The following is a 23,231-nucleotide window of genomic DNA, read 5'->3' as shown; positions in this document are numbered from 1 at the left end:
TATCCGGATCAAACTTGTACTTTTTACATAACAGATGATGGTCACTGTTTTCTTCAAAGCTTGGCATCACAGGAATGCCGCTAACCTTGATTCTCGAGCCATCGGCAACGCCAGAATCAATAATTGTTGTTTTAACTGCTCGGTAGCTACGTAGTAATGATCGACAAGCGGGTGCAGCCAACGATTGTGCAGACAGTAATCCGTCAAGACGTGACACGTTTGGATCGTATCCCCTGTTTTCCGCTTATACTCAGCAACAGCGAGCATTGGGAAGGTATTCACAATCATATCAGGCTCATGCTCTTTAATCAGTTGTCTTACTTTGCGCCAGCCGAAAGCATTAAAAACACGGGTAATGGACTGATCATGATCCATTTGCTTGCTTGAATAATAAAAGAAGCTGTAAAGACGCTGTCCCACAGTGAAGCTTTTAATATATAGATATTTTGTAATAGCGGTCATCCACGGATGTGCTTCCTTAAACAAATCAATGACAATATAATCAGTACCGGTTTGCTCAAAGGATGCTTTTAATGCATTAACTACTTGTAAATGGCCGTTGCCATAGCTCCCGGTTAATATCATCACCTTTTTTTGCTTTTTCACGGTCACCACCACTTTCTTCACAATTGGGCTCTTCAAATGGCCCTTGCCGGAATGATTTCTTAACGGCAGTACAAAGTATACCGTACCAGAGATCAAACCTATAGAGACAATAGCCGTATAACGAATCCAACTAAAGGCGGAGATCCGTTAAACAACACACATTTCATCATACATTGGATGATTTTGAACAACAATCATTAAAATGTAAATTCTATTTATATAAACGATATTTTTTCAAGAAAAGTTACAGCTGATCGCCCAAAATAGAAAGTGAACGTTGGACAAGCTATTACTTTCTCTACGATTGTGCCATATTGTTTAATCATTTTCATCCTGTTTTCACGAAAAAGTGTGCGACAAAAAAGGAAAAACTCGAGTGCTTTTACGTCTTTGTGACAATATTCCCTGGGAAATGTCTAACTACACATCTTTTGATACAATTTCAATCCACTCTAGCTTGTTTCCAAACGGGTCTTTTGTAGAGATTCGTTTTTTTCCCGGGATGGGAGCGTCAAACAAGACTTCAACATCGTAATACGAAAGTATGTGTACAATCCTATCAACAGATTGTACGAGAAATGCAGGATGAGCTTTTGATGCAGGGAAAAAGGGTGTTTGCACGCCAAGGTGTAACTCTTGAGAACCAACACGAAACCATACACCGCCTCGTTTAGCGAGCACAGCTGGTTTAGAGATTTCAGGTAGACATAAAACACCGTTGTAAAACTCGCGTGCTTCGTCTTCACCACCTTCTGGAATCGCAATTTGAACATGGTCAAAGCCGATATATTCCATACAGACGCCTCCTCCTTTGTTGTACTTCTATTGTACTGCAAATCGTGCGATGATCTGATCGAATCTATGAATGGCGTGTCTTTCAAAAAAATAATGTCTTAGAGGCTGGGGAGGAATGTTCTCTTTGCTTTCTTAAAGTCGCCGCCGATATGAATTTCTTCTTATTTAGCCCCCACCATGTCCTTTTTTCGCAATTCATTAAACGTTTAAATAAAACTTGTTCGCCTTGTCACAGAAGCGTAAGTGCCGATAAGATGAATGTTGCAGAGAAAAACGTACAGTGTGATCGAAAGGATGGTATAAATGAATGAAGAAATCATGAAGGCCGTCGGACATGTAGAACCGTTGCCCGTTCAAGAAGAGACATGCTTGCTTGATGTAGTGACAGCTCGTCCGCAAGCGACCGGTTATGACCTCCTCGTTCGCGTTGAGGCTGTTTCGGTCAACCCGCTTGATACGAAGCTGCGAAAAAAGCAGTGGCCAGAAGGAGAAGCGCCGGTCATTCTTGGTTTTGACGTTGCCGGTGTTGTAGAGGAGGTAGGTGAGCATGTGACGTCATTTTCGCCGGGCGATGCGGTGTATTATTCAGGGGACTACTCACGTCCAGGAGGTAACAGTGAATATCACCTCGTTGACAACCGGATCGTCGGGCGCAAGCCGACGTCATTGACGTACGCGGAGTCTGCGGCGTTCCCTTTAACGACATTAACTGCATGGGAAGCTCTCATTGATCGAGCCGGATTAAAAGAGGGGGAAAACGCTAACGAAGGAAAAACCTTGCTCATGATCGGTGCAGCAGGCGGCGTTGGCTCCATTGCGGTACAGCTTGCCCGTTATTTCGGCTTGCGCGTCATTGGCACAGCTTCACGTAGCGAGACCGAGGCGTGGGTAAGGGAGCTCGGCGCTCATGAGGTCATTGACCATCACAAGCCGATCACACCACAGCTTGAAAGTATCGGCGTCACTCAGGTAGATGTCATTTTTTCTGCCCAGTCACTTAGCCCTCATTGGGACGAGCTGGCCCCACTGATGGCGACACAAGGGCGAATCGTCTCGATAGTTCCTTTTAACAGTCCAATTGATCTCAACCCCTTCTTGAAAAAAGCCATTCGCTTTAGCTGGGAGTCCATGTTTGCCAGACCGGCGTTTCAGGCGGACGATGTTGAACGGCAGAGAGATATTTTGAACAAAATGGCCGGATTAATCGATGAAGGGCGAATTCAGAGCACGATGAAGGAAATGCTAGCTCCGATCAATGCGGAAAATATACGTAAAGCACACAGACGAATCGAGTCTGGGAAAATGATCGGCAAGTTGGTCATCGAAGGGTTTGAATAACATTAAAGAAAGTTGTTAGTGGAGATGGGGCGTAGTTTTGATATAAGTCGTGCCATATTAAATGCCCCGTTCGATCCCACTTTGGATTGATATCTAAAGGGGCGTTTTTAGCGCGTTTCGTTGTGGAAACTGCTTACTTTATCGTTTTCTGACAGAAGACTCCCACTTCAAGGAATGTTCGTTAAGCGTAATTCAAAAAGCTGTCTCTTTTTTGCGCTAACTGTAAAATATAGTGTCATCTAGCCCCTTTTTAACGCAGCAGCCTCACTTGAGAACAATGATGATGTTACACCTAAGTGAATCTGATCGTATGGATTCTAATCCACACCTCTAATGAACGCATCTGTAAGACAACGTTTATTTCTAACAGTTAGCTGTCATACTATTTTTAGTGAATTCCAGCCAACAATCTACGCCTCAGACTAAAGTCTGAGACACTTTCTGACTTTGAGCCGTTCTGAGACGATTAAAAGCAGGCTATACTTAACACATCATCACAAACGATGAAGGGAGGCTGACGAATCAATGTTTCGATCGATTGCCCGACGTTTCGGTGGATTTATTCTATTATATATCGGATTAGCGATCCTGTTCGGATCCGTAGGTTACGGACAAATGCTGCTTGGCCCAATATTTCTTGCCGGATTTGGCTGGTCCTTATACGAACCTGCCAGTCTATGGCTTCGTTGGAGTGCCTATTTCTTTTATGGGTTGGCACTCATCATCTGCACCACCCTCTTTTTTCCACCGACATTCGTTGGAATATTGATCGCAGGCTTGTTCATCTTTTTCGGAGCTTGTTTGTTATTAGGGCGATCCCCAGAAACATTTTTCAAGCCTCCTCATCAGCATCGGGAGGATGACATCTTGGAGGCGTTAAGTAACGAAGATTTCTCCAAGTAAACTTGAATACCCCACCCTATCCCCGGTTGACCATTTCTGTGGTCAGCCTTTTTTTAGTTTTAAAAGCTTAGATATTAGAATTTTTAAAAAATAAAAAGGAAAAGTACATATAATAGGGAAAAGAGTATTCGTCTTTGGTGAATGAGGAGCAACAAAAACACGTTTGGAAAAGATTTTTTAAAAAGGGGGTAGAACGAATGAAAATCGGCTGCTGTGCCAGCATTGACAAAGCGCCACTCCTTTATCAAGCTGGCTATGATTTTATCGAATGTCCAGTTGTAGCGTTACAACCAGAGGTGAAGGAATCGGAGTGTAAGCGTCTATTTAAAGCTTACGAAGATTCTCCGCTGCCAGTGGATGTCTGTAATATTTTATTACCGCCAAATTTAAAAATTGTTGGTGACGATGTTGATGAAAAGCACATCCAGCAGTACATATCCTCTGCGCTAGAGCGTGTTCACCGGATTGGAGCGGGTACAGTCGTGTTTGGGAGCGGGAAGTCAAGATCGATTCAAGAAGGCTTTTCCCGCGAACGAGGGGAGGAGCAAGTGCTGGCCTTCTTAGAGTGGACAGCGAGCTGTGCCGAACCATTAGGGATCACCGTCGTCGTTGAACCACTCAACCGTAAAGAGTCGAATCTCATCAATAGCATTCCAGAGGCTGTTTCGCTGATGAAGAAAGTAAACCGCCCCTCAATCAACGTGTTGGCAGACTTTTATCATATGCAAGAAGAGCAAGAGCCATTATCACATATCGGCGAAAATAATAGTGACATTCGCCACCTTCACGTGGCAGACACGAACCGATTCGCACCCGGGACTGGGAATTATCCATATGACCAATTTGTCCGGCAGTGCCGAAAGGTCAAGTCTGACGTTCGGCTATCGATAGAGTGTCAGTGGCATGATTTTGAGACAGAAGTCGTTGAAGCCCTACAGTTTTTGCGCAAAAAATTTGATCATAAAGGAGAATGACCATGGGTAAAATCGGTGTACAATTGTATTCAGTCTGGCCCTATTGTGAAAAAAACTATGTAGGCACGGTCGAAAGACTGACAGAACTCGGATATGACGGAATACAGTTTTTTGCTAACTTTTATCACACGGAAGCCAAAGATATTACGCAGACCATCGCGGAAAAAGGCGTTACGCCGGCAGGATCACACGTTTCTCTGCCAGATTTGACAGGAGATGCTCTGCAGAAAACCTTTGAATTTCACCACACTCTCGGTAACGATCTATTGATATGTCCAGCCTTGCCAAAAGAATGGCGAGAAACCGCAGACGATTACCGCCGTGCTGCGGAACAGTTCAATCATATTGGTCAACAATGCAAAGACCAAGGGTTTAGATTCGGGTACCACAACCACGACTTTGAGTTTGAACAAATGGACGGCGAGACCGGTTTTGATCTCATTTTCCAAAATACGGACCCTGCCCTTGTGAAAGTAGAAATCGACTGTTATTGGGCGGCATATGCAGGGGTTGACCCGCTGAGCTTGCTTTCGATATACAAAGAACGCTGCATTTCCCTGCATATCAAGGATATGAAATCGGTTGCTGGAAAAAAAGTAAACACAGAAATCGGCACAGGAGAATTAAACATTAAACAAATTGTAGAAGAAGGTAAAAAATATGGTGTCCAATGGTTTACAGTGGAGCAAGAGGAGTTTGACATCGATCCCTTTGAAAGTTTACAGATCAGCGCGAAGCATTTACGGGAGATCGTCCATCCGGTAAATGCATAACTTGCTTTTGATAGGTCTTTCTCCGGTTGAGGATAGGTGACACAGGACAGCCCTTTCTAGATGCGACAAAAAACGGACAGCCCGTATCAAGACAGGGTTGTCCGTTCTGTTAATAAATGATCTGTGGTTGGCTCACTGTTTACTTCTTAGGCTCCGTTTTTTTCTCATCATATAGCTTAGAATATTGCTTAATCCAAGCAAAAGCGTGCGTACAAATCACTTTGAGAACCGCGTACCCAGGCACAGCTAGCAAGATGCCGATGATACCGAACAGGTTGCCGGCCGTTAAAATCACAAAGATAATTGTAATCGGGTGAATGTGTAAGTTTTTCCCCATAATTTGCGGCGAAATAAACTTTCCTTCAACGAGCTGAACGATCGTCCACACGGCAACCATTTTTAATAGCATGATCGGTGACGTCACAAGGGCGATAATCAAGGCAGGTGTAATTGCAATCGTCGGACCGACATACGGTACGACGCTCGTAAAGGCTGCAATGACCGCCAATGTTAAGGAGTAATCGAGACCGATAATTAAATAACCGATGTAGAGCAGCACACCAATACAGAAGCTGACAATGATTTGCCCGCGAATGTATGAGCTAATCTGATGGTTAATGTCACCAAGCACCTGCAACGATTGCCCGCGTAATTTAACCGGAATAAACTGCACAATATAGCCGGGAAGCCGTTTGCCGTCTTTTAATAAGTAGAAAAGTATAAACGGCAACGTCACGATCGCAAGCACGACCTCGGTAATTGTGCCGACAAAGCTGAACACACGGCCAGAGGCATTATCGATAAATTCAGTCGTTCGGTTTGAGAAGCTTTCCGCAAAACGCTGAATGTCGATATTCAACGTTTCCTTCACATCGTTAATAATCGGGCTGTACCACAATCCCGCCAACTCTTGACCGATCTGACGAATATAGCTTGGGAACTCCTCGGCAATATCTAGAATTTGCGCTTGAATTAAAGGAACGACTGAAACAATCGCCCACGTAATTAATCCGATAATGGCAATAAATAAGCCGAAGATGGAGTAAATGCGCCGAATGCGGTGCTTCTCAAGGAAATCGACAAGAGGGTTCAGCAAATAATAAGCGACCCCAGCCAGTACAACAGGAAGGACAATGGTCTTCAACAAGATGACAAATGGCTCAAACACAAAGGAAACGCGCATTAACACCATCACATTTAAGCCGATGAGGAGTAAAATTAGTAAAAACAATACAAACTTGTTATTTAAAAACATACGTCGAAACCGTTCATTCCAATTCAAAGGCGTCCCCCACTCTCCAGGTGTCTATACAATTATTTTAAGGAATATGACGAAAAAAAGAAAGAAAAGGTGTATGGAAATAGAGATTTGCTTCATATCGCTGTTAATTAACACGCTCGGCGTTAATGATATATCTTTCAGGCGCATCCCCGATGTAGGAAAACGGATAGCAAGTTGTCAAGGTCAAGCGCTCACCACTTTCAGTCAGATCAATCACCGTGCGATCATCCCAATCAACGATATCAAAGGATTTGATCTCATATGTATGATCGCCCGAACTTAACGACACTGTTACCTGATCGCCAATTTTTAAATCACCTGTTTTTCGAAAGGTCGTATCGCGATGGCCGGAGATTAACACTTGACGATCTTCACCTGGAAGACCCGTTTTAGAAAAATGACCAACCCCACGTTCAAGCTGTTCATACGTCGTTCCTTCAACGATCGGCAGCTCTGCGTCAATCGCAGGAATTTCCAACACACCCATTACGCCATCCTCAGTCTCGACTTCAGGCGTTTTTTCTGCCTGCGCAATCGCAGCATCCTCAGGCGATGTCCGATTCACAGGCTCTGTATCTTGATTTACGAGCTGCTGTGCTGTCGTAAGCGTATCCTTCTGTTGCTTCGCCATACTGAATTGTTCCGATGCGCCATATACGAGCATAAAAACCCCGACAGTAATGGTTAAAAAAATAAACACACGGCTCATAAGTATAACCCTCCTCAATAATGAAACGACCTGTGGATTGATCCATTTCATTCGTGAAAAAGATAAAACACCTTTTAGAAGGAAGCAAAAAATAATCTTATACCAATCAGTATAGCAAAAAGCATTTACAGGTTAATGATTTGGCTTGCTTAAGGAGGGGATTTGAAATGATAAAAAATGTTGCAACGTAAATAGAATGAAGTAAGTATTGATACATATCGGGGGAGTTTACTAGGAAATCAATGTAAGCGTATACCTGAAGCTGGTTGGTCAATAAATTTAAAAAAATACAGTTTGAGCAGTCTAAATGATTGCGGAATAATATAACTTTGTTATAATCGAACTATAACGATCTGTGGATAAACATAACTTGTGAAGTAATTATAGGAAGGAGGACCGTATGCCGACCAGCACAGGCAAAAGAAGCATGCAATGCAGTAAAAAAATAAGCCATTTTGCATTTCGCACATGCAAAATGACCTTGATTGCTAGGTAGATCACACATATCCGACGCGCCAACGTAGGATGTTACAGTATGAAAGCTGTATTGTTATGTGCGCCCACACTTAATATCGGCCTACATAACGCCATAGTAAATACCCGAACGACTCATAATTTTTTTTGAGTGATTCGGCCTATTTTTGTTGTGTGTAAATAAGTAAAAAGTCCCTTTGTGTAGATAATAGATAAACAAAATAACGGTCTTTCTTCCTGTAAAACGCCAGGTTTGGGTATCCACAGACGATGTCCAATATGAACAAGCGTTCTTTAAGGGGAGACGAGAAGATGAGAAAACAATTTGCAGTCTTCGCGATTGTCATGCTGCTTATGCAAACATTACTCAGCGGTACGCTCGCGCCAGTGGCTCAAGCAGTTGAGGAACCACCAGCAACAGAGACAATTGTGGAAACGGAGAGCAATGAGGTTGAAGATACCTCAAAGCCAGACGACGCGACAAACGGAAATGCTGAGGATTCTGAAGGTACAGAAGATTCCGAAACAGAGAAGGAACAGCAAGAAAACAGTAATTCAAGTGAAGAAGGAACGACCCCTGAAAATGAAGAGGGCGAAGCACAGCCTGAGTCACCTGAAAGTGACAACCCTGAAGGTGAAACTCCAGAAACAGAAACACCAGAAACCGATAACCCTGAAGAGAACGAAGGAAACGGTGAAGAAGGCACTGAAGAACCAACTCTTCCAGAGGGAGAAGAAGGCAATGGTGATAACACCGGTGACCCAACTTCCCCAGAAGAGGGAACTGGTGAAGGTGACGTCATCGACGCACCAGAGATCATCGTGCCTGAAGGTGAAGAAGACCTGCCGATGACCGAGCTTGTGCCGGCTATTCCTATGGTAGAGATGCCTCAAATTGCGCCTGTTTCTCAAGAGATTACAGAGGATATCTTAACAGGCGTTGGGTTGTGGCGTGGAGAGGATGAAAACGGGACACCTATTGGCGAAGACGAGTCTATTAGAGAAATATTAGAGCGCGAAGACCCAGTTTTTATTAAGTATACTTTTGAATTGCCAGAAAACCATGGGTATGCAGCAGGATCGACGTATACCTTTGAGCTTCCTGAAGAATTCAACCTATTTAACGAAGTGACAGGAGACCTTGGCGATTATGGTGACTTTGTAGCGACACCTTCAGATGACGGCCCTGTAGAGGTTGTACTTACTTTTAATGAAAACATTGAAGGTACAGCAGTAACGGATGGCTTTGTCAAATTAAAGTCACACATTAGAAAAGACTTAGACGGTGAAGCCATTCGTGATATTACCTTCCCGGCACTTGGGGAAACAGAAGATATTCCTGTGATTATCAAACCTGAAATTGAATCATCGATCGATAAAGAAGGGAAGAACGATCGTGATTACAATGCGTCAAAGATTATTTGGACGGTCGACTTTAATAAGAAGCTTGATCAGCTCACAAATGCAAGTTTGAAAGACATTTTACCTGAAGGTACTTCTTACCAGGATGGTAGTCTTGAAGTCTATGAGCTCATTGTCAATATTGATGGTAGTGTTGAGCAAGGTGACGTTGTAACCTCAAACTACGCAGCTGTTACAAACGGACAGGATCTTTCTGTAGATTTTGGCGATATTGAAACTGCGTACCGAGTAGTCTATGTAACGGATATCACAGATGAAGGTACAGAATATACGAATGATGTAACTCTGACAAGCGAAAACGTTGCCGATCTTCCTGCAAGCGCAACTGTGACTACAACGAGAGGAAAAGCACTGGAGAAAGAAGCAATAGACTACGACAAAAACAATCAAACGATCACTTGGGAAATTCGCTACAACTTTAATGAAAAGATCATCCCGGAAGCTGAGGCTATTTTAAACGATCGTTTTACAGATAGTCATCATTTAATTGAGGATTCTTTGGAAGTGTTCAAAGTTGATATTAATGAGGATGGAGATCCTGTAAATGATCAACTTGTTCCTCAAGGTCAATATACCTTGACTCCAATAGTAACTGATGGAGAAAAAGAAGGGTTTAATCTTCAGTTTAATCAAAACATCTCAAACGCGTATAAAATTATCTATAAAACAGAAGCAGACAATCGTGTCATAGAAAGTGGAGACATCACGAATGAAGTAACTTACAAGGGCGAAACTGTTGATGACACTCAACCAACAGGCCAAGTCGTTGGGAAAAAAAGATACAGTAATGTGGATTATGAAAACAAAACACTTAAATGGCATGTGACGATTAATTCCGATTTATACGAGATGAAGAACCTAGAGATCAAAGATACGTTTACAAATGGCGGTTTAACCTTACATTCGGACACAATTGTCATTAAAGAAACAGCTGCTGATGGGGTGACCTATAATAAAGATGAGCATTATACACTAATTGAAGACAGTAACGGCTTTACGATTCGTTTTCTTGATCATGTGACGATCGATAAAGAATTAGAATTATCCTACACGACAGATTTTGATTATGAAGATAGAACCGAAAAGGATAAGCATTATCTGTACAACCAAGTCGTTATTACCTGGGACGGCGGCGAAGTGACGACAGGGAGCAAATTTGAGCCAAATCCCTATACCTTGCAAAATGGCTACAAGTATGGTTCGTACAACGCTGAAACTAAAGAAATCACGTGGACATTTGGGGTAAACTACAACCTTCAACAGTACAATAATGCTGTCGTCAGTGATGAAATTCTAGGAAATCAACAGCTGATCGACGACTCAATTAAAGTGTATCAATGGGATTTTGATAATGACGGTAAAGATGATAAAGATGAAGATAAAGGCGAAATAGGAGAACCACTAGGTGAGGATCAATATGAGATTAGAGAATCAACATCCAGTGAAGGTAATCCTGTTTTTGAAATCCACTTTAAAGGCTCTATTAATAATTCAGCCTACAAAGTTCAATATAAAACTGAACTAGCTGATCAATTGGTCGAAAAAACATATCACAATACTGCTGTCTTAAAAGATGATGATGAAGAAAAACTCAGTGTGGACGCCAGTGTCTCAGTAGATCAAGCCGGCAAATATGTTGAAAAGTCCGGAGAACAAGTGAACGACACCATTCACTGGACAGTAAACCTAAATTACGGGCAATCTACAGTGTCAAATGTACAGGTAACTGACACTATTGCAGGGAATCAAATATTCCTTGAAGATTCATTTAAATTATTTAAGACGAATGTTGCTCCAGACGAGACAGTAACTAAAGGTGAAGAGCTTGTTGAGGGTGAAGATTATTTCGTTGAAGTCCTAGAAGACAACTCGAACACTTTTACACTTATATTTAGCGATAAGCTTGAGCCTATTACAAGACCATACATCCTAGAGTATAAGACATTTATCAATGCAGCCCATAATGATGAACTTAGTAACAATGCAGAATTCTTTGCTGATGATATCCAGTCGGAATACACCAGTTCTGAAGCTATTACAGTCAAATTCTCATCCGGAAGCGGCGGCGCTGAAGGTCGGACGAAAGACGGCACTTTGAAAGTTAAAAAAGTAGACAGCGAGACAAACGATGCCCTTTCAGGTGTTGAGTTTGGTCTATATAACCAAACCGGAGAAATTCAACTTGCCACTGCAACAACAGATGACAACGGAATTGCTGAATTTAAAGAGCTTTACCTGGACCGAAATTACGCCATTAAAGAGTTAAGCTGGCCAGAAGGATATCATGAGCCGAGTGAAGAGCTTTTGGTTGTCGATATGACAGAGGCCGGTGAAGATAAAGTTATTACCAAGACGGTTAAGAACGACATTATCAAAGGTAAAGTCGTATTGACAAAAGTCGATAGCGCAGATTCTAATGTAGTTCTTAAAGGTGCGGAATACACCTTACGAGACGAAAAGAATGAAGCTGTTTATAAAGAGTTAAGTACAGATTCAAACGGTAAACTAGAGATCGACAACTTACGTCCGGGTAAATACAAATTAATAGAAACGAAAGCCCCTACGGACTATGAACTCGATCAAACTCCAATTGAGTTTGAGATTACATTTCCACAAACAGGCAATGAAATTGTAACAAAGACGCATGCAAACACACTCATTCCTGGTGATGTGAAACTAGTAAAATATGATACTGACACCAATGAAAGAATCAAAGGAGCTATTTTTGAGCTTCAAGATGCTGTAGGGAATAAAATTGGCGGGTCGTATACAACAGACGAGGACGGCGTTATCACGGTAACGGACTTACCGCCTGGTAACTATCAATTTGAAGAGATTGAACCTGCGTTTGGTTACGACTTGCCAGACCATCCGTTCTACTCATTTACAATCAAAAAAGATCAAGAGCAAGAACTAGTACTTTCAGTGCCAAATAACTTAACTCCTGGGTCGGTCCTCTTGTCGAAAGTACAGGAGACAAACCATGACGAACCTGTTGAAGGAGCTACATTTAGTCTCTTCAACAGCGATGATGGTTTGCTCTTAAGCGATTTAAAAACAAACGAATTTGGGCAACTATCTGTAAAAGAACTAAAACCTGGAAAATATTATTTCCTCGAAACGGATGCACCAACAGGTTATATCCTTGATGAGACACGCATCGATTTTGAGATTGTAAAAGGTCAAGAAAAGTATATTGAGGTTCATGCTTATAACGACCTCATTCGCGGAACGGCAGAACTCGTTAAAGTCGATGAAAACGACGAAACGAAAACGCTTGAGGATGCGATGTTTGATCTTGAAACGCAAAGTGGTGCGCTTGTCGCAGCTGACTTGACGACCGACAGCAACGGGACAATTGTCGTCGAAGACCTCCTTCCTGGGGATTACCAGTGGGTCGAAACGGATGCGCCGTCTGGTTATCAGCTGAACGAAGAGCCGATCAAGTTTACGCTTGAGATTGGTGATGCGCCTTATACGACAGTGACGGCGGAAAACGAGAAGAATCCATCTGGATCTCGTTGGGAGCCGGACCCTGAAGATGAGGAAGCTACGCTTCGCTTAGTGAAGGTCGATGAAGACGATCGCATGATCCAATTGGCTGGTGCTGAATTTGATCTCGTCAATGAAGACGGAGACGTCGTGGAGTCTGATCTCGTGACGGACAATGACGGACGTATCCGTGTCACTGACTTAGAGCCTGGCGACTATCAGTGGATCGAAAAGAAAGCGCCTGAAGGGTACGTTCTTGACGATACACCGATCGACGTAGAAGTTGGTAAAGGCGAAACGGAAACGGTCTTTGTCGAAAACGAAAAAGCGAACAACCGTGTTGAGCTGCAAAAAGTAGATGCGGACGATCGTGACGAGACGCTTGCAGGTGCTGTGTTTGACTTGCAAACGAGTGACGGTGACACGGTGAAAGAAGATTTGGAAACCGATCGCGATGGGATCCTCGTTGTCGATGACTTGGCAACTGGCGACTATCAGTTCGTCGAAACGAAAGCGCCAGAAGGCTACGTACTTGATACGACACCGATCGAATTTACAGTGTCTGATGAAGACACTGCGACCATCGAATTGACTGTCGAAAATGAGAAACGCGACGGCGTTGGTGGTGTGCAGTTGACGAAAGTCGATGCCGATGACGAAGATCAGGTCTTGTCTGGCGCAACATTTGTGCTAAAAGATGAGAACGGAGATACATTGTCTACGCATGTGACTGATCGCAATGGTCACATTACCGTTGACGGTCTTGAGCCAGGCAGCTACACGTTCACTGAAACAGAAGCACCGGAAGGCTACGTCCTTGACGACGAAGCAATCAGCTTTGACATTGAAGAAAATCAAAGCGAGTTCGTTGAAGTGACAGCATACAACACCGTTGACACGACAACACCAGTTGAGCCTGAAAACCCAGAAGACCCAGGTTCAAATGAACTGCCAAGCGATGAGGCGAACGCCGGGGATGACAATAAGGGTCAGACTGACGATGACGACAGCAATATCGCTGGTGCTGGTGACACGAATGAAGGTGACGGTACCGGAGGTAAAAATGTTGAAGGTGAGTTACTGCCAAACACCGCAACGAATAGCTACAACTGGATGCTTGCTGGTTTAATCTCTATTGCACTCGGTGGTACGGCAATGTTCTTAAGACGCCGCCGTATGCAAGGTTAAGCAGAGCCGCTCATAAACAAAGCCCGCCCTCATAAAGAGGGGCGGGTTTTTGTCTTTGTCTTGGCCCGAATCCATTAAAAAACTCCACAGTTTCCTGTGCCGGATCAGTCGAAGACAATCATCCATCATGCCTGCATTTGCAGATTTGCGTTATGTGAGCTGTAATTGGTGTTCTAGCGCATAAGCCACACCATTATCCCGGTGGCTTTTTGTAATAAGCGTACTGCGCTCTTTAATTGCTGGAACGGCGTTGTCCATCGCGATTTTGACGCTCGCGACGTCAAACATTGCCACGTCGTTATGGCTGTCTCCGATGACGATCGTATCTTCTTTGTGAATGCGATAATGTTGCGCGAGCCATTGAACGCCTGTTCCTTTGTTTGCATTGCGTGGAATCAGCTCAATCAGAAAGTCAGATGAAGAAGTGACGTCGATCCGAGGATGGTTGGCAAAAGATGTAGCTATGCTCTTCAGCTGCGCTAAGTCAAAAGTGAATAACAATATTTTATAAACCGGGCAGTCAAGTTCATTAATACCCTTCATTGACGTAAGTCTGGATTGCGTAAATTGCATTTCTGCTTTTTTCCAGAGACTCGCTTCATCCATGTCTGGAAATCGATGTTTCATACGAAGCATTTCTTCATACAATTTCTCTTTGCCATTCGCAGGGATGAAGATGTTTTCATCTGTCGTGATCTCGAAGTAGAAGTCTTTTTGCTGCAATTCTTGCAAAATGGCATTGGCCTCTTGCTGATTCATAGGTGTCGTGGTTAAAAGTTGACCATGCTGATCCATAATGACAGATCCGTTTGTCGCAATGATTGGAACGCTGGTCATTCGTTCTCCCAACAAAGCCTGTGCGTCAAAAGCGGCTCTCCCTGTACAAATGGTGACTAAATGTCCCCCCTTGATCACCTCATTAACTACACGGACATTCTCCTGACTGATTTTGCTGTCTTCGTCTAACAATGTGCCATCCAGATCAATCGCGATGAGCTTCAAAACATCAAGCCCCCCTTTTCTTGAATGTGCTAACATTTCATGTTTGTGCCTATTATAAATATTAATATCATTTATTTCAAGATAATACAGGCGTATTAATGCATGGAATTTCTTGTTTGGCAGGATTTTTCTTGAATTTTTCGTATGAGCAGGTATGATGAGATAAAACAGTCAAGAAAGGAATCTGTCTTCATGTTAAAAGGAGAAAGGCAGCAGCAAATTGTGGAGATTGTTCAGTTGGAAGGGAAGGTGACATCCGCCGAATTAAGTAAACGGTTAGATGTCTCGGAAGATACGATTCGCCGCGACTTGCGGGAAATGGATGAGAATGGTTGGATTAAACGTGTACACGGGGGCGCATTTCCAATCCATGCAGGTCCTCTTTTATTTTCCGACCGCAATCAAGCGTATTCAGAAGAAAAAATGCGTTTGGCAAAAAAAGGTCTCGAATTGATCAAAGATGGACAGGTGATCATTATGGATGGAAGCACGACAAATCTGCAGCTAGTTAAAGCCCTTCCGCACACCCTTCATCTTACGATCATTACCAATAGCCCAGTGATCAGCCTAGAGTTAGCCGAGCATCCGCATGTGAAGGTCATTCTGCTCGGGGGGAATTTTCTCAAAGCGTCCCTTGTCACCATTGGTTCCCCTGTCATTTCGGCACTTAAGCAAATAAAAGCAGACCTTTGCTTTTTAGGTGTCTATGCAATTCATCATGAATTCGGCATTAGCGTTCCTCACTACGAAGAATCACTAGTGAAACAACAAATGTTGGAAAGTGCTAATCAAACAGCCATTTTGTTAACCCAAAACAAAGTGAACACTGTATCACATTTCTTCGTAGGGGGTTTGTCGGATGTTGATTTCCTTGTCATTGAGAAAGGGGCACCTGCTCTTCTTGAGGAGCTATATCAAGAATATGACATAGAGGTTGTCAGAGCTTGAAGGAAGAAGTAAACGGTCAACACTTCTTTCTAGCTGGTGAAAGTGGTCAGACGATTTTTATGAAGTGAATGGCGCTCTGTGACCGACTGACTACTTAGCGTGAAGTGGGAGCTTCTTCGTTTCATGACTTCATCTCCCTAAACGTTACTTTTCGTGTTTCAACGATAGCTATTCAAGCCTTGACCACACTATTGATGGGCGTCAAAGACCAGATGATTCCGATAAATCAACACAGGCGCCGTCATCGATTGATTAGAGCGGCGCATTCCTGATTATGAGGCTTATCTAATGGATGGATTTTAACGCATAACAGTACACAAAAAAGCGTGAGGCAAACCCCACGCTTTTTTTGCTTATCCGTATCCGTTTGACTAAACTATGATTCATCATCCGCATGCTGTGCTTTTTTTAGTGATAAAAACTCATTGTACAGCGCGGTTTTTCTGTTTAAATGATATATCAATGGTAGGGAAATCAAGACGATAATCAGCGCAAATACATAAAATGCCCAGTGAAAAATGATCGTGACACCGCCGAAAAATAAATTGCTGATGATATAAATAAACAGGATCAGCAGCGAAGATATAGTATACTTCACGGTTGAGGAATAACGGTGGTTGGTGAGAACCTTAACATGAACTGCAAACGAGATCGTACAGGAGACCATGGCAATGATTGCACTGTAAAAATAACTTTCAATATTTGTGAGTAAAGGTTTCCCTACAATCATGAGCACGAGCGCTCTAATGAAGATCCCGATCAATGCCGATACGATAAGGGCTTCAAAAAAATATTTTCGCATCAAATCTTACCTCATTCCTAAAAACGCTTTGAAACGTCCAACGTAATTTTTCGATACTTCAACTTCCTTTTTTGAACGTTCGAATTTGAGCAGTAATCTTCTGTTAAACCAAGGGATAATCCGCGCTACCTCATCAATATTAACGATAAAGGAGCGGCTGACCTTCACAAAACGATCACCGGGAAGACGCGCTTCCAGCTGATAGAGTTTCTCCTTTATCCGGTAGACGTCTGTCGCGGTATGGCATAATAGCCCTGCATCAACGGCTTCAAAATACAAAATGTCATCGTGGGAAATGACGTAAAACGCATCGTCTTGCGTACCGACAATCTTGGAAGATGTCGTCGTCGTGGCAAACATTTGCAGCATCGTAAATAATTCATCGAGGTGTTCAGGGTGAAAAACGATACACGGTAAAAAGCTATGATGAAACCCTTCCTCGACGACATAAAGGTCCGCATTTTTATACACTTCAATCCCGAGCGATTGACACTTTTCTAAAATTTCCTCGCGAATGGAAGCATTACACACTACACCTAATCTCATTAGAACTCCTTCGTCGATCCGCCTTTTCTATTAGGAATGACGTAAATATAAAGTAAAGTTAAAACCAATATGAGTATTATACACCCTGCCACATATTTTCCCCATACAGAATAGAGGGTATTCGTGCCTGTCGTTGGAACATGCCCGCGCATGACCCACTGATCCGTCGTAAAGTGATCCATTTTCGCCAACGTCTGTCCCGTGTAATCGGTGATCGTCGACATCCCGTTGACCGTTTGCGTGACGACATTCGCCCCGTTTTCTACACCTCTAAAATGACCGACGATCGTATGGTAAGGAGAAATTTCCTCCCAATCGGCTGAGGGAATGAACAGTGTGTCGATCTGTTTTTGACCTACTTGATCGACGATTGTCGGAAAGTCTTTATCCCAACAAATGATTCCAGAAATCCGACCGTATTCTGTATCGACATATTGAATTGACTTATCCCCTTCGACCGTCTGTTCAATCATATTTCCACCATACTTGTAATGCTCTAACGCAATGTCACCTCTAGGGTCAATAATGTACAACACATTTTCATTCGGCGAGCCTTCCGCAGTAAATACGTACGGAACGGTGACAATATGGATATTCCATTCTTGTGCGACGTCGCTTAAGCGTTCTAAATAAAGCGCTTTTTGCGTTTCATCCATGACGATGGCGCCTTCAGAATGGTGAATCATCTTTGCACCAGCCTTTGCCTCGGCGACCGTCAAATCGATTAATTCATCCATGCGATCTTCCGTTTTTTGCAGAAAATCACCCATATCTTTCGTGTGCAAACTGTAAATGTCCAGCACTTCAGCATCTGTACGGTCGATTGTATGAATGCCTGAAACGGGAATGGTCTCAGAAGCTGTATTCGTCACGACCCGTACCCCGCCCCACGTTACGATGAGTGTAAGAACAGCCACTGTCATAAGCGCAACCGTACGCTTTTTCGACGTTGTATGGTTAAAGCTGAGCCAATAGACGACGGACGCGGTCCACGTGATCAAAAACGTAATGCCTGTGACACCTAACACGGACGCCACTTGAACGATCGGTAAAAAATCGTGCTGTGAATAACCGAGAAGACCAAACGTGCCATACGGATTAAAATAGACGTTCATATAATCAAGAAGCGCATAAGTGGCCGGAAAAATCAACGTCGCCACAAATGAATTTGTCCGGCGATATACGAGGTGCTGCAACACAAACGGCCACGCATACATCGCCCCCGCCAGTGCAGGAACATACTCAAACAGCGGAATTGACAAGCTCGGCAGCATATCATGAAAGCTGATCTGATTTCCCACCGCCGTCACGAGCGTCAACCAAAACCATGCTGTTCTTAACCGCATGTCCTTGACGGCGAAAAGGAGTAACACCGGAAACAGCCAAGCCGCCGGCGCCAATAAAAATTTTCCATTGCTAAGCGCCATAAACAGCCCGCCGAGAAGCAGTAAAAGCACTGGATAAAACCTCTTCATCTCACACCACACCTTTGTATTTGATAATGTAAGTATAGAAGGGATCGATGAAAGAGGCAGTAGAATGACCGTAGAAGGGACAAAAATGGCGGTGAGCGGGACAGGAAGCTGAGGGGGGCGTAGAGGAAAGTGATGGAGGAAGTCAAGGTCAACCATCGTCGTTCATGGCACATCGCTAAGCATGAAGTGCCAAACTATAAACACTATGTCACACGAACTACGATTGGTTATCTTTTTCAAGCAATTCAATCATACGATCTAATTTCTTTTCAGCGTTAGCAGCTTGCTTCCTTTTTACCGAGGCATTTATCATTAATCTCCGGACAAATAACGTCAACGAAACAAAGAATAAAATAATCAGGGCGATGATGATCAGCTGAAAGGTAATATCTATGTACGAGATAGCGAAAAGTTGAAAGAAAGTTTCCGTATCAAAAGTCCTCCTCATCGTCATGGTATGAGATCTAGAAGGCAGTCAATGATTTAGCTGCCAATCATGTGGAATAGAGCTGCCAAAAAGACAACGATCGTACAAAAACATTTAAAAATCGTTAAACTTAGCCATTGAAGAGACATCATGAATGACGAATTCTTTGTCCGTCATCGACGTCAGCCTGTTTCATTTGATAACAATCGTGTTTGGTTGCTGCATTGGACTTGGTAGTCAGATGCTCAACCAATGTTTTACATCGTAGCATCTATACATCTCATCCAACTGTTGTGTAAATCGTGTAATCCGCATTTTAACAAAAATATACAAAGTTTTGAATATAGAATATGCATGTTTAACCGGAGATTTTAAGCAAAGAAAAAACCGAATCACGAACGCTTTTTTCGAGTGATCATGATCCAGTCATTGTATTGTAGGGAAACAAACGCGACGTACTCTGCTGTGAAGTGGGAGAGTGATTTGACAATTCAGTGACGCTAGAGTATGTCATGGTGAAATTATGAATCAACCGATATGTTTACTTTTATCATTTAGCTGTGCAAGGCTTTATTCATGAACCTTAACTTCTTTTCGACATGGACCTATCCCGGTTATATCATCTTTAAATAATGCAGTACATGCTCCCTACTGTGCGCCACGTGCTGATTATTTCCCGCCAGCTTACTTGCCATAATACTTCCCTCTAGCGCTGAAATTACAAAAGATGCTAATGCCTTCGTGTTGATCTCTGTTTTAAACTCACCATTTAGCCTTCCTTCCTCAATAATTCCTTCAATCATGCTGAGAAATGTATGAAAGACGCCAAGCGTTTTGTCTCTTAAGGCTGGGTGGGTATCATCACTTTCTACGGCAGTATTCAGCAATGGACATCCCCCTTGAACAGGCGGGTGATTGATCACATCTTCATAGACTTTAAAAAAAGCCCCGATTTTTTCTGATGCTGTATTCGCCTCGTGAAGTGCTTCTGAAAAATGTTGCGACACCGTGTCGGCAGCATAGTCAAACGCCGCAAACGCAATCTCATCTTTACTTTTGAAATTGCGATAAATGCCGCCCTTTTGCAACCCAGTCGCCTCCATAATGTCGTTCATTGAGCAGCCAGCATACCCTTTTTGATTAAATAATTCAGCTGATTTTATGACAATATGTCTCCGTGTTTGCTCCCCTTTTTTCATAAGCGCCTCCATGACTTTGATAAGAAATTGTCACATATTTTAGTTGTACATTAGCATATCGTGAGGTATCTTAAAAGAGACTGATTGGTCTCTTTTTTGATAGTTACGCTGAAATGAATTCAAACTGAGGAGGACACTTATGCAAAACATGATCATCCCTGACAGTAAGATAGCCAAAGAAGCCACTCAATTGATTTACGACATTTCCCCAGAGTTTCTTTATAACCATTGTTTACGAACATATGCGTTTGGCGATGTGCTTGGCCAACAATACGGACTCAAATATGACCTTGAGTTGTTCTATCTCGCGTCAGTCTTGCACGACATTGGACTTACGGAGCATGTCTGTTGCAGGCAATCATTCGAATATGAAGGTGCGGACCACGCCGAAAAATTTCTTCGGTCTCATGGCTTTTCGCAAGATAAAATCGATGTCGTGCGAGAAGCGATTATTCTACATACGTCGGAAATTGCGGAAGAAAAACAACCCGAAGTTGCTTTAGTCCATTTCGGCGCCGGTATGGATATCATGGGGCTGCGTGCAAAAGATATCCCGGAAGATGCGTTTCACTTCATCATTGAAGCTTATCCTCGGCTCGGCTTCAAACAAGCGATTATAGAACTCATTCAACATGATGCAACGCTAAAAGAAGCCGAGCAACAACCAAACAACTTGAGTTCTTCGATGTTAAGTGTGGGTTTTGTGGATTGGGTCATGAATGCACCGTTTCAAGAGTAGAAGGTAAACAAAGAAGATTGATCATAGAACGTCACTTTTCTCTCAAGAAAAAGTGGCGTTCTCTATATTTAACGACAGGTGTTTTGAAAGCATTTAAAAGCTCGGTTGATTCATAGCAAAATTAGAGTTAGCGAATGATCACCAAGAACCCTCCTAAAAATCGGTACGAATAAATGTAAATAAATTAAATAATTAAACTATTTAGTTTTTTATTTCTTATAATTCAACCGCATCAATTTGGATTACAATAAAAAACATTCTAACAGATCAAGGAGGATTTAAATGAACATATCAACAAAAGTCGCCCAAAAAATCGTTGTCGAAATGAAAGAGATCATTCAGCAAGATATTAATTATATCAATACGGAAGGCGTTATTATCGCTAGCACAGACTTAGACCGTATAGGTACTTTTCATGGTGGTGGTAAAAGAGTCATTCAATCTGAAAGAAATCTGATGATTCGTGACAATGATATATACAAAGGTTCAAGAAAAGGAATTAATTTACCAGTCTATTTTGAGAACACAATAATAGGAGCTATAGGAATTACAGGAGACAATAAGGAAGTTGAAAAATACGGTCAAATCATTAAACGAATGACAGAGTTTATCATTAAGGATGCTTATATTAATCAAGTAAAGAATCAAGAAAAAGAAAAGCAGAGAATGATTATTGAAGAGCTACTGTTCAATGATGAAAGCCATGATCATGTGTTTACAAATAGACTACAAATTTTTAATATTCAAGATGGTATCCCGAGAATGGTCATCATTTCAGAAATATTAGATAAGAATTCAATGGAAAACAAAGAAGTGCTTTATAAAATTTTTAACGACGCATTTGATTCTATTTCAGAACACTTTATCCTACAAAATACGAGCAATATCATTATGATCCTTAGAGACGAATCCGAAGATGCCCTAAAAAGAAAACTTGCACATATTACGAGAGAGGTTGTTGAGAAGATTGGTGTAAACATCCGGTTTGGTATTGGTACCGTTGTTAAATATTTAAGGAGCGTAAAAGACTCTTTTATAAAAGCGCAGTTCTCACTAGGGTGGGCAAATTTTTCAGCAGAAGAAAACTACCAATTTTATTCACAATTAGACATTGAATTAATCACAGGGCACACCCCACAAGAGATTGCGGCGGAGTTTTGCAACAAAGCATTTGGCCAATTAAGTAACGAAGAAATCGAAGAATACAGTTACATCATCCATCTCTTTGAAAAGTATAATGGGTCAATAAATCAAGTTTCTAAAGCGCTTTTTATTCATAAAAACACACTTCAGTATAAACTCAATAAGTTAAGAGATAAAACCTCATACGACATGAGAAAGTATCACGATTTTGTCGTTCTAAAAATAGCGTTTATCCTCAATAGCAAGTGAACTAGTGGGCACATTTGTTACCTGTAACAAGTTAACCTGCTTTTTTATCGGCTTTTTTTAGTACCCATTATATAGAATCTTCCGATATCCGTCCTCTATACTAACAGTAAGCGTTTTCAGGAGGGTAAAGGATGGGGAGTTTCTATGAAGATTATCGTCGCAACAGATTCGTTTAAAGGAAGTGCGACTTCTTTTGAAGTCGCCAGCTATATTGAAAAGGGTATTAAAAATGTCAAACCAGAAGCGAATATCATCAAATTCCCCCTAGCTGATGGAGGCGAAGGGACTGTTGAAGCTTTAACTCATGCAAAAAAGGGATATTTTGTAGAAAAATGGGTTACAAGTCCCAATGGCGAGCCTGTATTGGCAAAATTTGGCGTATTTGAAGGGAACAAAGCAGTCATCGAGATGGCAGAAGCATCTGGGTTAACTTTGCTCAAAAACAATGAAAGAAACCCGTTTAAAACAACGACTTACGGAACGGGCGAACTGATTAAAGCTGCACTAGATGTCGGGGTAGAACAGATATTTATTGGTATTGGCGGAAGTGCTACCAACGACGGGGGCGTTGGTATGGCACAAGCCTTAGGCGCTTCTTTTCAAGATAAACAACGCGTTGAAGTTGGTTTTGGAGCTGAAGCTTTGGATAAAATTCATACAATCGACGTATCAAATATCGATTCGAGGCTGAAGGACACAAATATCGTTGTGTTTTCCGATGTGACAAACCCTCTCTGTGGTACAA

At 42.3% G+C, this 23,231-nt stretch carries 20 protein-coding genes; 10 read left to right on the top strand and 10 right to left on the bottom strand.

Annotated features, from left to right (window positions below; all coding sequences use genetic code 11):
• Positions 1-66: 66 nt before the first annotated feature.
• Entirely contained in the window at positions 67-627 is a 561-nt protein-coding gene (locus G4V62_RS16895; protein ID WP_165204481.1) for an MGDG synthase family glycosyltransferase, read from the bottom strand.
• 399 nt (positions 628-1,026) lie between these two features.
• Positions 1,027-1,401, bottom strand: a complete 375-nt coding sequence (locus tag G4V62_RS16890) for a VOC family protein (protein ID WP_165204479.1) — start codon at positions 1,399-1,401, stop codon at positions 1,027-1,029.
• A gap of 303 nt (positions 1,402-1,704) precedes the next feature.
• Here G4V62_RS16890 and G4V62_RS16885 point away from each other — a divergent pair, with 303 nt between their 5' ends.
• From G4V62_RS16885 to G4V62_RS16870, 4 genes are all read left to right on the top strand, one after another.
• Positions 1,705-2,739 (top strand): zinc-binding alcohol dehydrogenase family protein, encoded by a 1,035-nt coding sequence (locus G4V62_RS16885; RefSeq protein ID WP_165204477.1) that lies wholly within the window; start codon positions 1,705-1,707, stop codon positions 2,737-2,739.
• Between the two features lie 525 nt (positions 2,740-3,264).
• Complete coding sequence (locus G4V62_RS16880; RefSeq protein ID WP_165204475.1) at positions 3,265-3,642, top strand: hypothetical protein; 378 nt, start codon at positions 3,265-3,267, stop codon at positions 3,640-3,642.
• Between the two features lie 197 nt (positions 3,643-3,839).
• Positions 3,840-4,616: a sugar phosphate isomerase/epimerase family protein gene (locus G4V62_RS16875; RefSeq protein ID WP_165204473.1), complete on the top strand. Its 777-nt coding sequence runs from the start codon at positions 3,840-3,842 to the stop codon at positions 4,614-4,616.
• 2 nt (positions 4,617-4,618) lie between these two features.
• A complete protein-coding gene (locus tag G4V62_RS16870) occupies positions 4,619-5,389 on the top strand; it encodes a sugar phosphate isomerase/epimerase family protein (RefSeq protein ID WP_165204471.1) in 771 nt (256 codons plus the stop codon).
• A 139-nt stretch (positions 5,390-5,528) separates the two neighbouring features.
• On the opposite strand, the gene G4V62_RS16865 is transcribed toward G4V62_RS16870, so the two are convergent.
• On the bottom strand, positions 5,529-6,644 hold the full coding sequence (locus G4V62_RS16865; protein WP_165204483.1) for an AI-2E family transporter: 1,116 nt from the start codon (positions 6,642-6,644) through the stop codon (positions 5,529-5,531).
• A 130-nt stretch (positions 6,645-6,774) separates the two neighbouring features.
• Complete coding sequence (gene srtD, locus G4V62_RS16860; protein WP_165204469.1) at positions 6,775-7,380, bottom strand: class D sortase, LPxTATN-specific; 606 nt, start codon at positions 7,378-7,380, stop codon at positions 6,775-6,777.
• A gap of 786 nt (positions 7,381-8,166) precedes the next feature.
• Between srtD and G4V62_RS16855 the strand changes: the two genes are divergently transcribed.
• The gene (locus G4V62_RS16855; protein WP_165204467.1) at positions 8,167-13,956 is read left to right on the top strand and encodes a SpaA isopeptide-forming pilin-related protein; all 5,790 of its coding nucleotides are present in this window, start codon (positions 8,167-8,169) and stop codon (positions 13,954-13,956) included.
• 150 nt (positions 13,957-14,106) lie between these two features.
• On the opposite strand, the gene G4V62_RS16850 is transcribed toward G4V62_RS16855, so the two are convergent.
• On the bottom strand, positions 14,107-14,958 hold the full coding sequence (locus tag G4V62_RS16850; protein WP_165204465.1) for a Cof-type HAD-IIB family hydrolase: 852 nt from the start codon (positions 14,956-14,958) through the stop codon (positions 14,107-14,109).
• Positions 14,959-15,150: 192 nt separating this feature from the next.
• Here G4V62_RS16850 and G4V62_RS16845 point away from each other — a divergent pair, with 192 nt between their 5' ends.
• Positions 15,151-15,906 (top strand): DeoR/GlpR family DNA-binding transcription regulator, encoded by a 756-nt coding sequence (locus G4V62_RS16845; RefSeq protein WP_165204463.1) that lies wholly within the window; start codon positions 15,151-15,153, stop codon positions 15,904-15,906.
• 376 nt (positions 15,907-16,282) lie between these two features.
• On the opposite strand, the gene G4V62_RS16840 is transcribed toward G4V62_RS16845, so the two are convergent.
• Genes G4V62_RS16840 through G4V62_RS16830 form a run of 3 tightly spaced genes read right to left on the bottom strand, consistent with a single transcriptional unit; the run spans position 16,283 to position 18,729 of the window.
• Positions 16,283-16,708 carry a hypothetical protein gene (locus G4V62_RS16840; protein ID WP_165204461.1) on the bottom strand — a complete coding sequence of 142 codons (426 nt, stop codon included), beginning with the start codon at positions 16,706-16,708 and terminating at the stop codon, positions 16,283-16,285.
• Positions 16,709-16,714: 6 nt separating this feature from the next.
• Positions 16,715-17,254, bottom strand: a complete 540-nt coding sequence (locus G4V62_RS16835) for a LytTR family DNA-binding domain-containing protein (RefSeq protein ID WP_165204459.1) — start codon at positions 17,252-17,254, stop codon at positions 16,715-16,717.
• Entirely contained in the window at positions 17,254-18,729 is a 1,476-nt protein-coding gene (locus tag G4V62_RS16830; protein ID WP_165204457.1) for a nitrilase-related carbon-nitrogen hydrolase, read from the bottom strand. Before G4V62_RS16830 ends, G4V62_RS16835 begins: the two co-directional genes overlap by 1 nt.
• Positions 18,730-18,861: 132 nt before the next feature.
• Here G4V62_RS16830 and G4V62_RS16825 point away from each other — a divergent pair, with 132 nt between their 5' ends.
• Complete coding sequence (locus tag G4V62_RS16825; RefSeq protein ID WP_165204430.1) at positions 18,862-19,008, top strand: hypothetical protein; 147 nt, start codon at positions 18,862-18,864, stop codon at positions 19,006-19,008.
• Here G4V62_RS16825 and G4V62_RS16820 read toward each other — a convergent pair.
• Together G4V62_RS16820 and G4V62_RS16815 are read right to left on the bottom strand one after the other, a co-directional pair.
• Positions 18,947-19,177 (bottom strand): DUF4083 family protein, encoded by a 231-nt coding sequence (locus G4V62_RS16820; protein ID WP_165204455.1) that lies wholly within the window; start codon positions 19,175-19,177, stop codon positions 18,947-18,949. The genes G4V62_RS16825 and G4V62_RS16820 overlap by 62 nt on opposite strands.
• 593 nt (positions 19,178-19,770) lie before the next feature.
• Positions 19,771-20,355 (bottom strand): TetR/AcrR family transcriptional regulator, encoded by a 585-nt coding sequence (locus G4V62_RS16815; RefSeq protein ID WP_165204453.1) that lies wholly within the window; start codon positions 20,353-20,355, stop codon positions 19,771-19,773.
• A gap of 139 nt (positions 20,356-20,494) precedes the next feature.
• On the opposite strand from G4V62_RS16815, the gene G4V62_RS16810 reads away from it, so the two are divergent.
• From G4V62_RS16810 to G4V62_RS16800, 3 genes are all read left to right on the top strand, one after another.
• Entirely contained in the window at positions 20,495-21,094 is a 600-nt protein-coding gene (locus G4V62_RS16810; RefSeq protein ID WP_165204451.1) for an HD domain-containing protein, read from the top strand.
• Positions 21,095-21,376: 282 nt separating this feature from the next.
• Positions 21,377-22,486, top strand: a complete 1,110-nt coding sequence (locus tag G4V62_RS16805) for a CdaR family transcriptional regulator (protein WP_165204436.1) — start codon at positions 21,377-21,379, stop codon at positions 22,484-22,486.
• Between the two features lie 144 nt (positions 22,487-22,630).
• Positions 22,631-23,231: glycerate kinase (locus G4V62_RS16800; RefSeq protein WP_165204433.1), on the top strand; the 601-nt coding region annotated here is incomplete at its 3' end.

This window comes from Litoribacterium kuwaitense (assembly GCF_011058155.1).
GTDB classification, from domain to species: domain Bacteria; phylum Bacillota; class Bacilli; order Bacillales; family DSM-28697; genus Litoribacterium; species Litoribacterium kuwaitense.
Note: the sequence above shows the minus strand (reverse complement) of the source record. Positions and strands in the feature narration are given on the sequence as shown.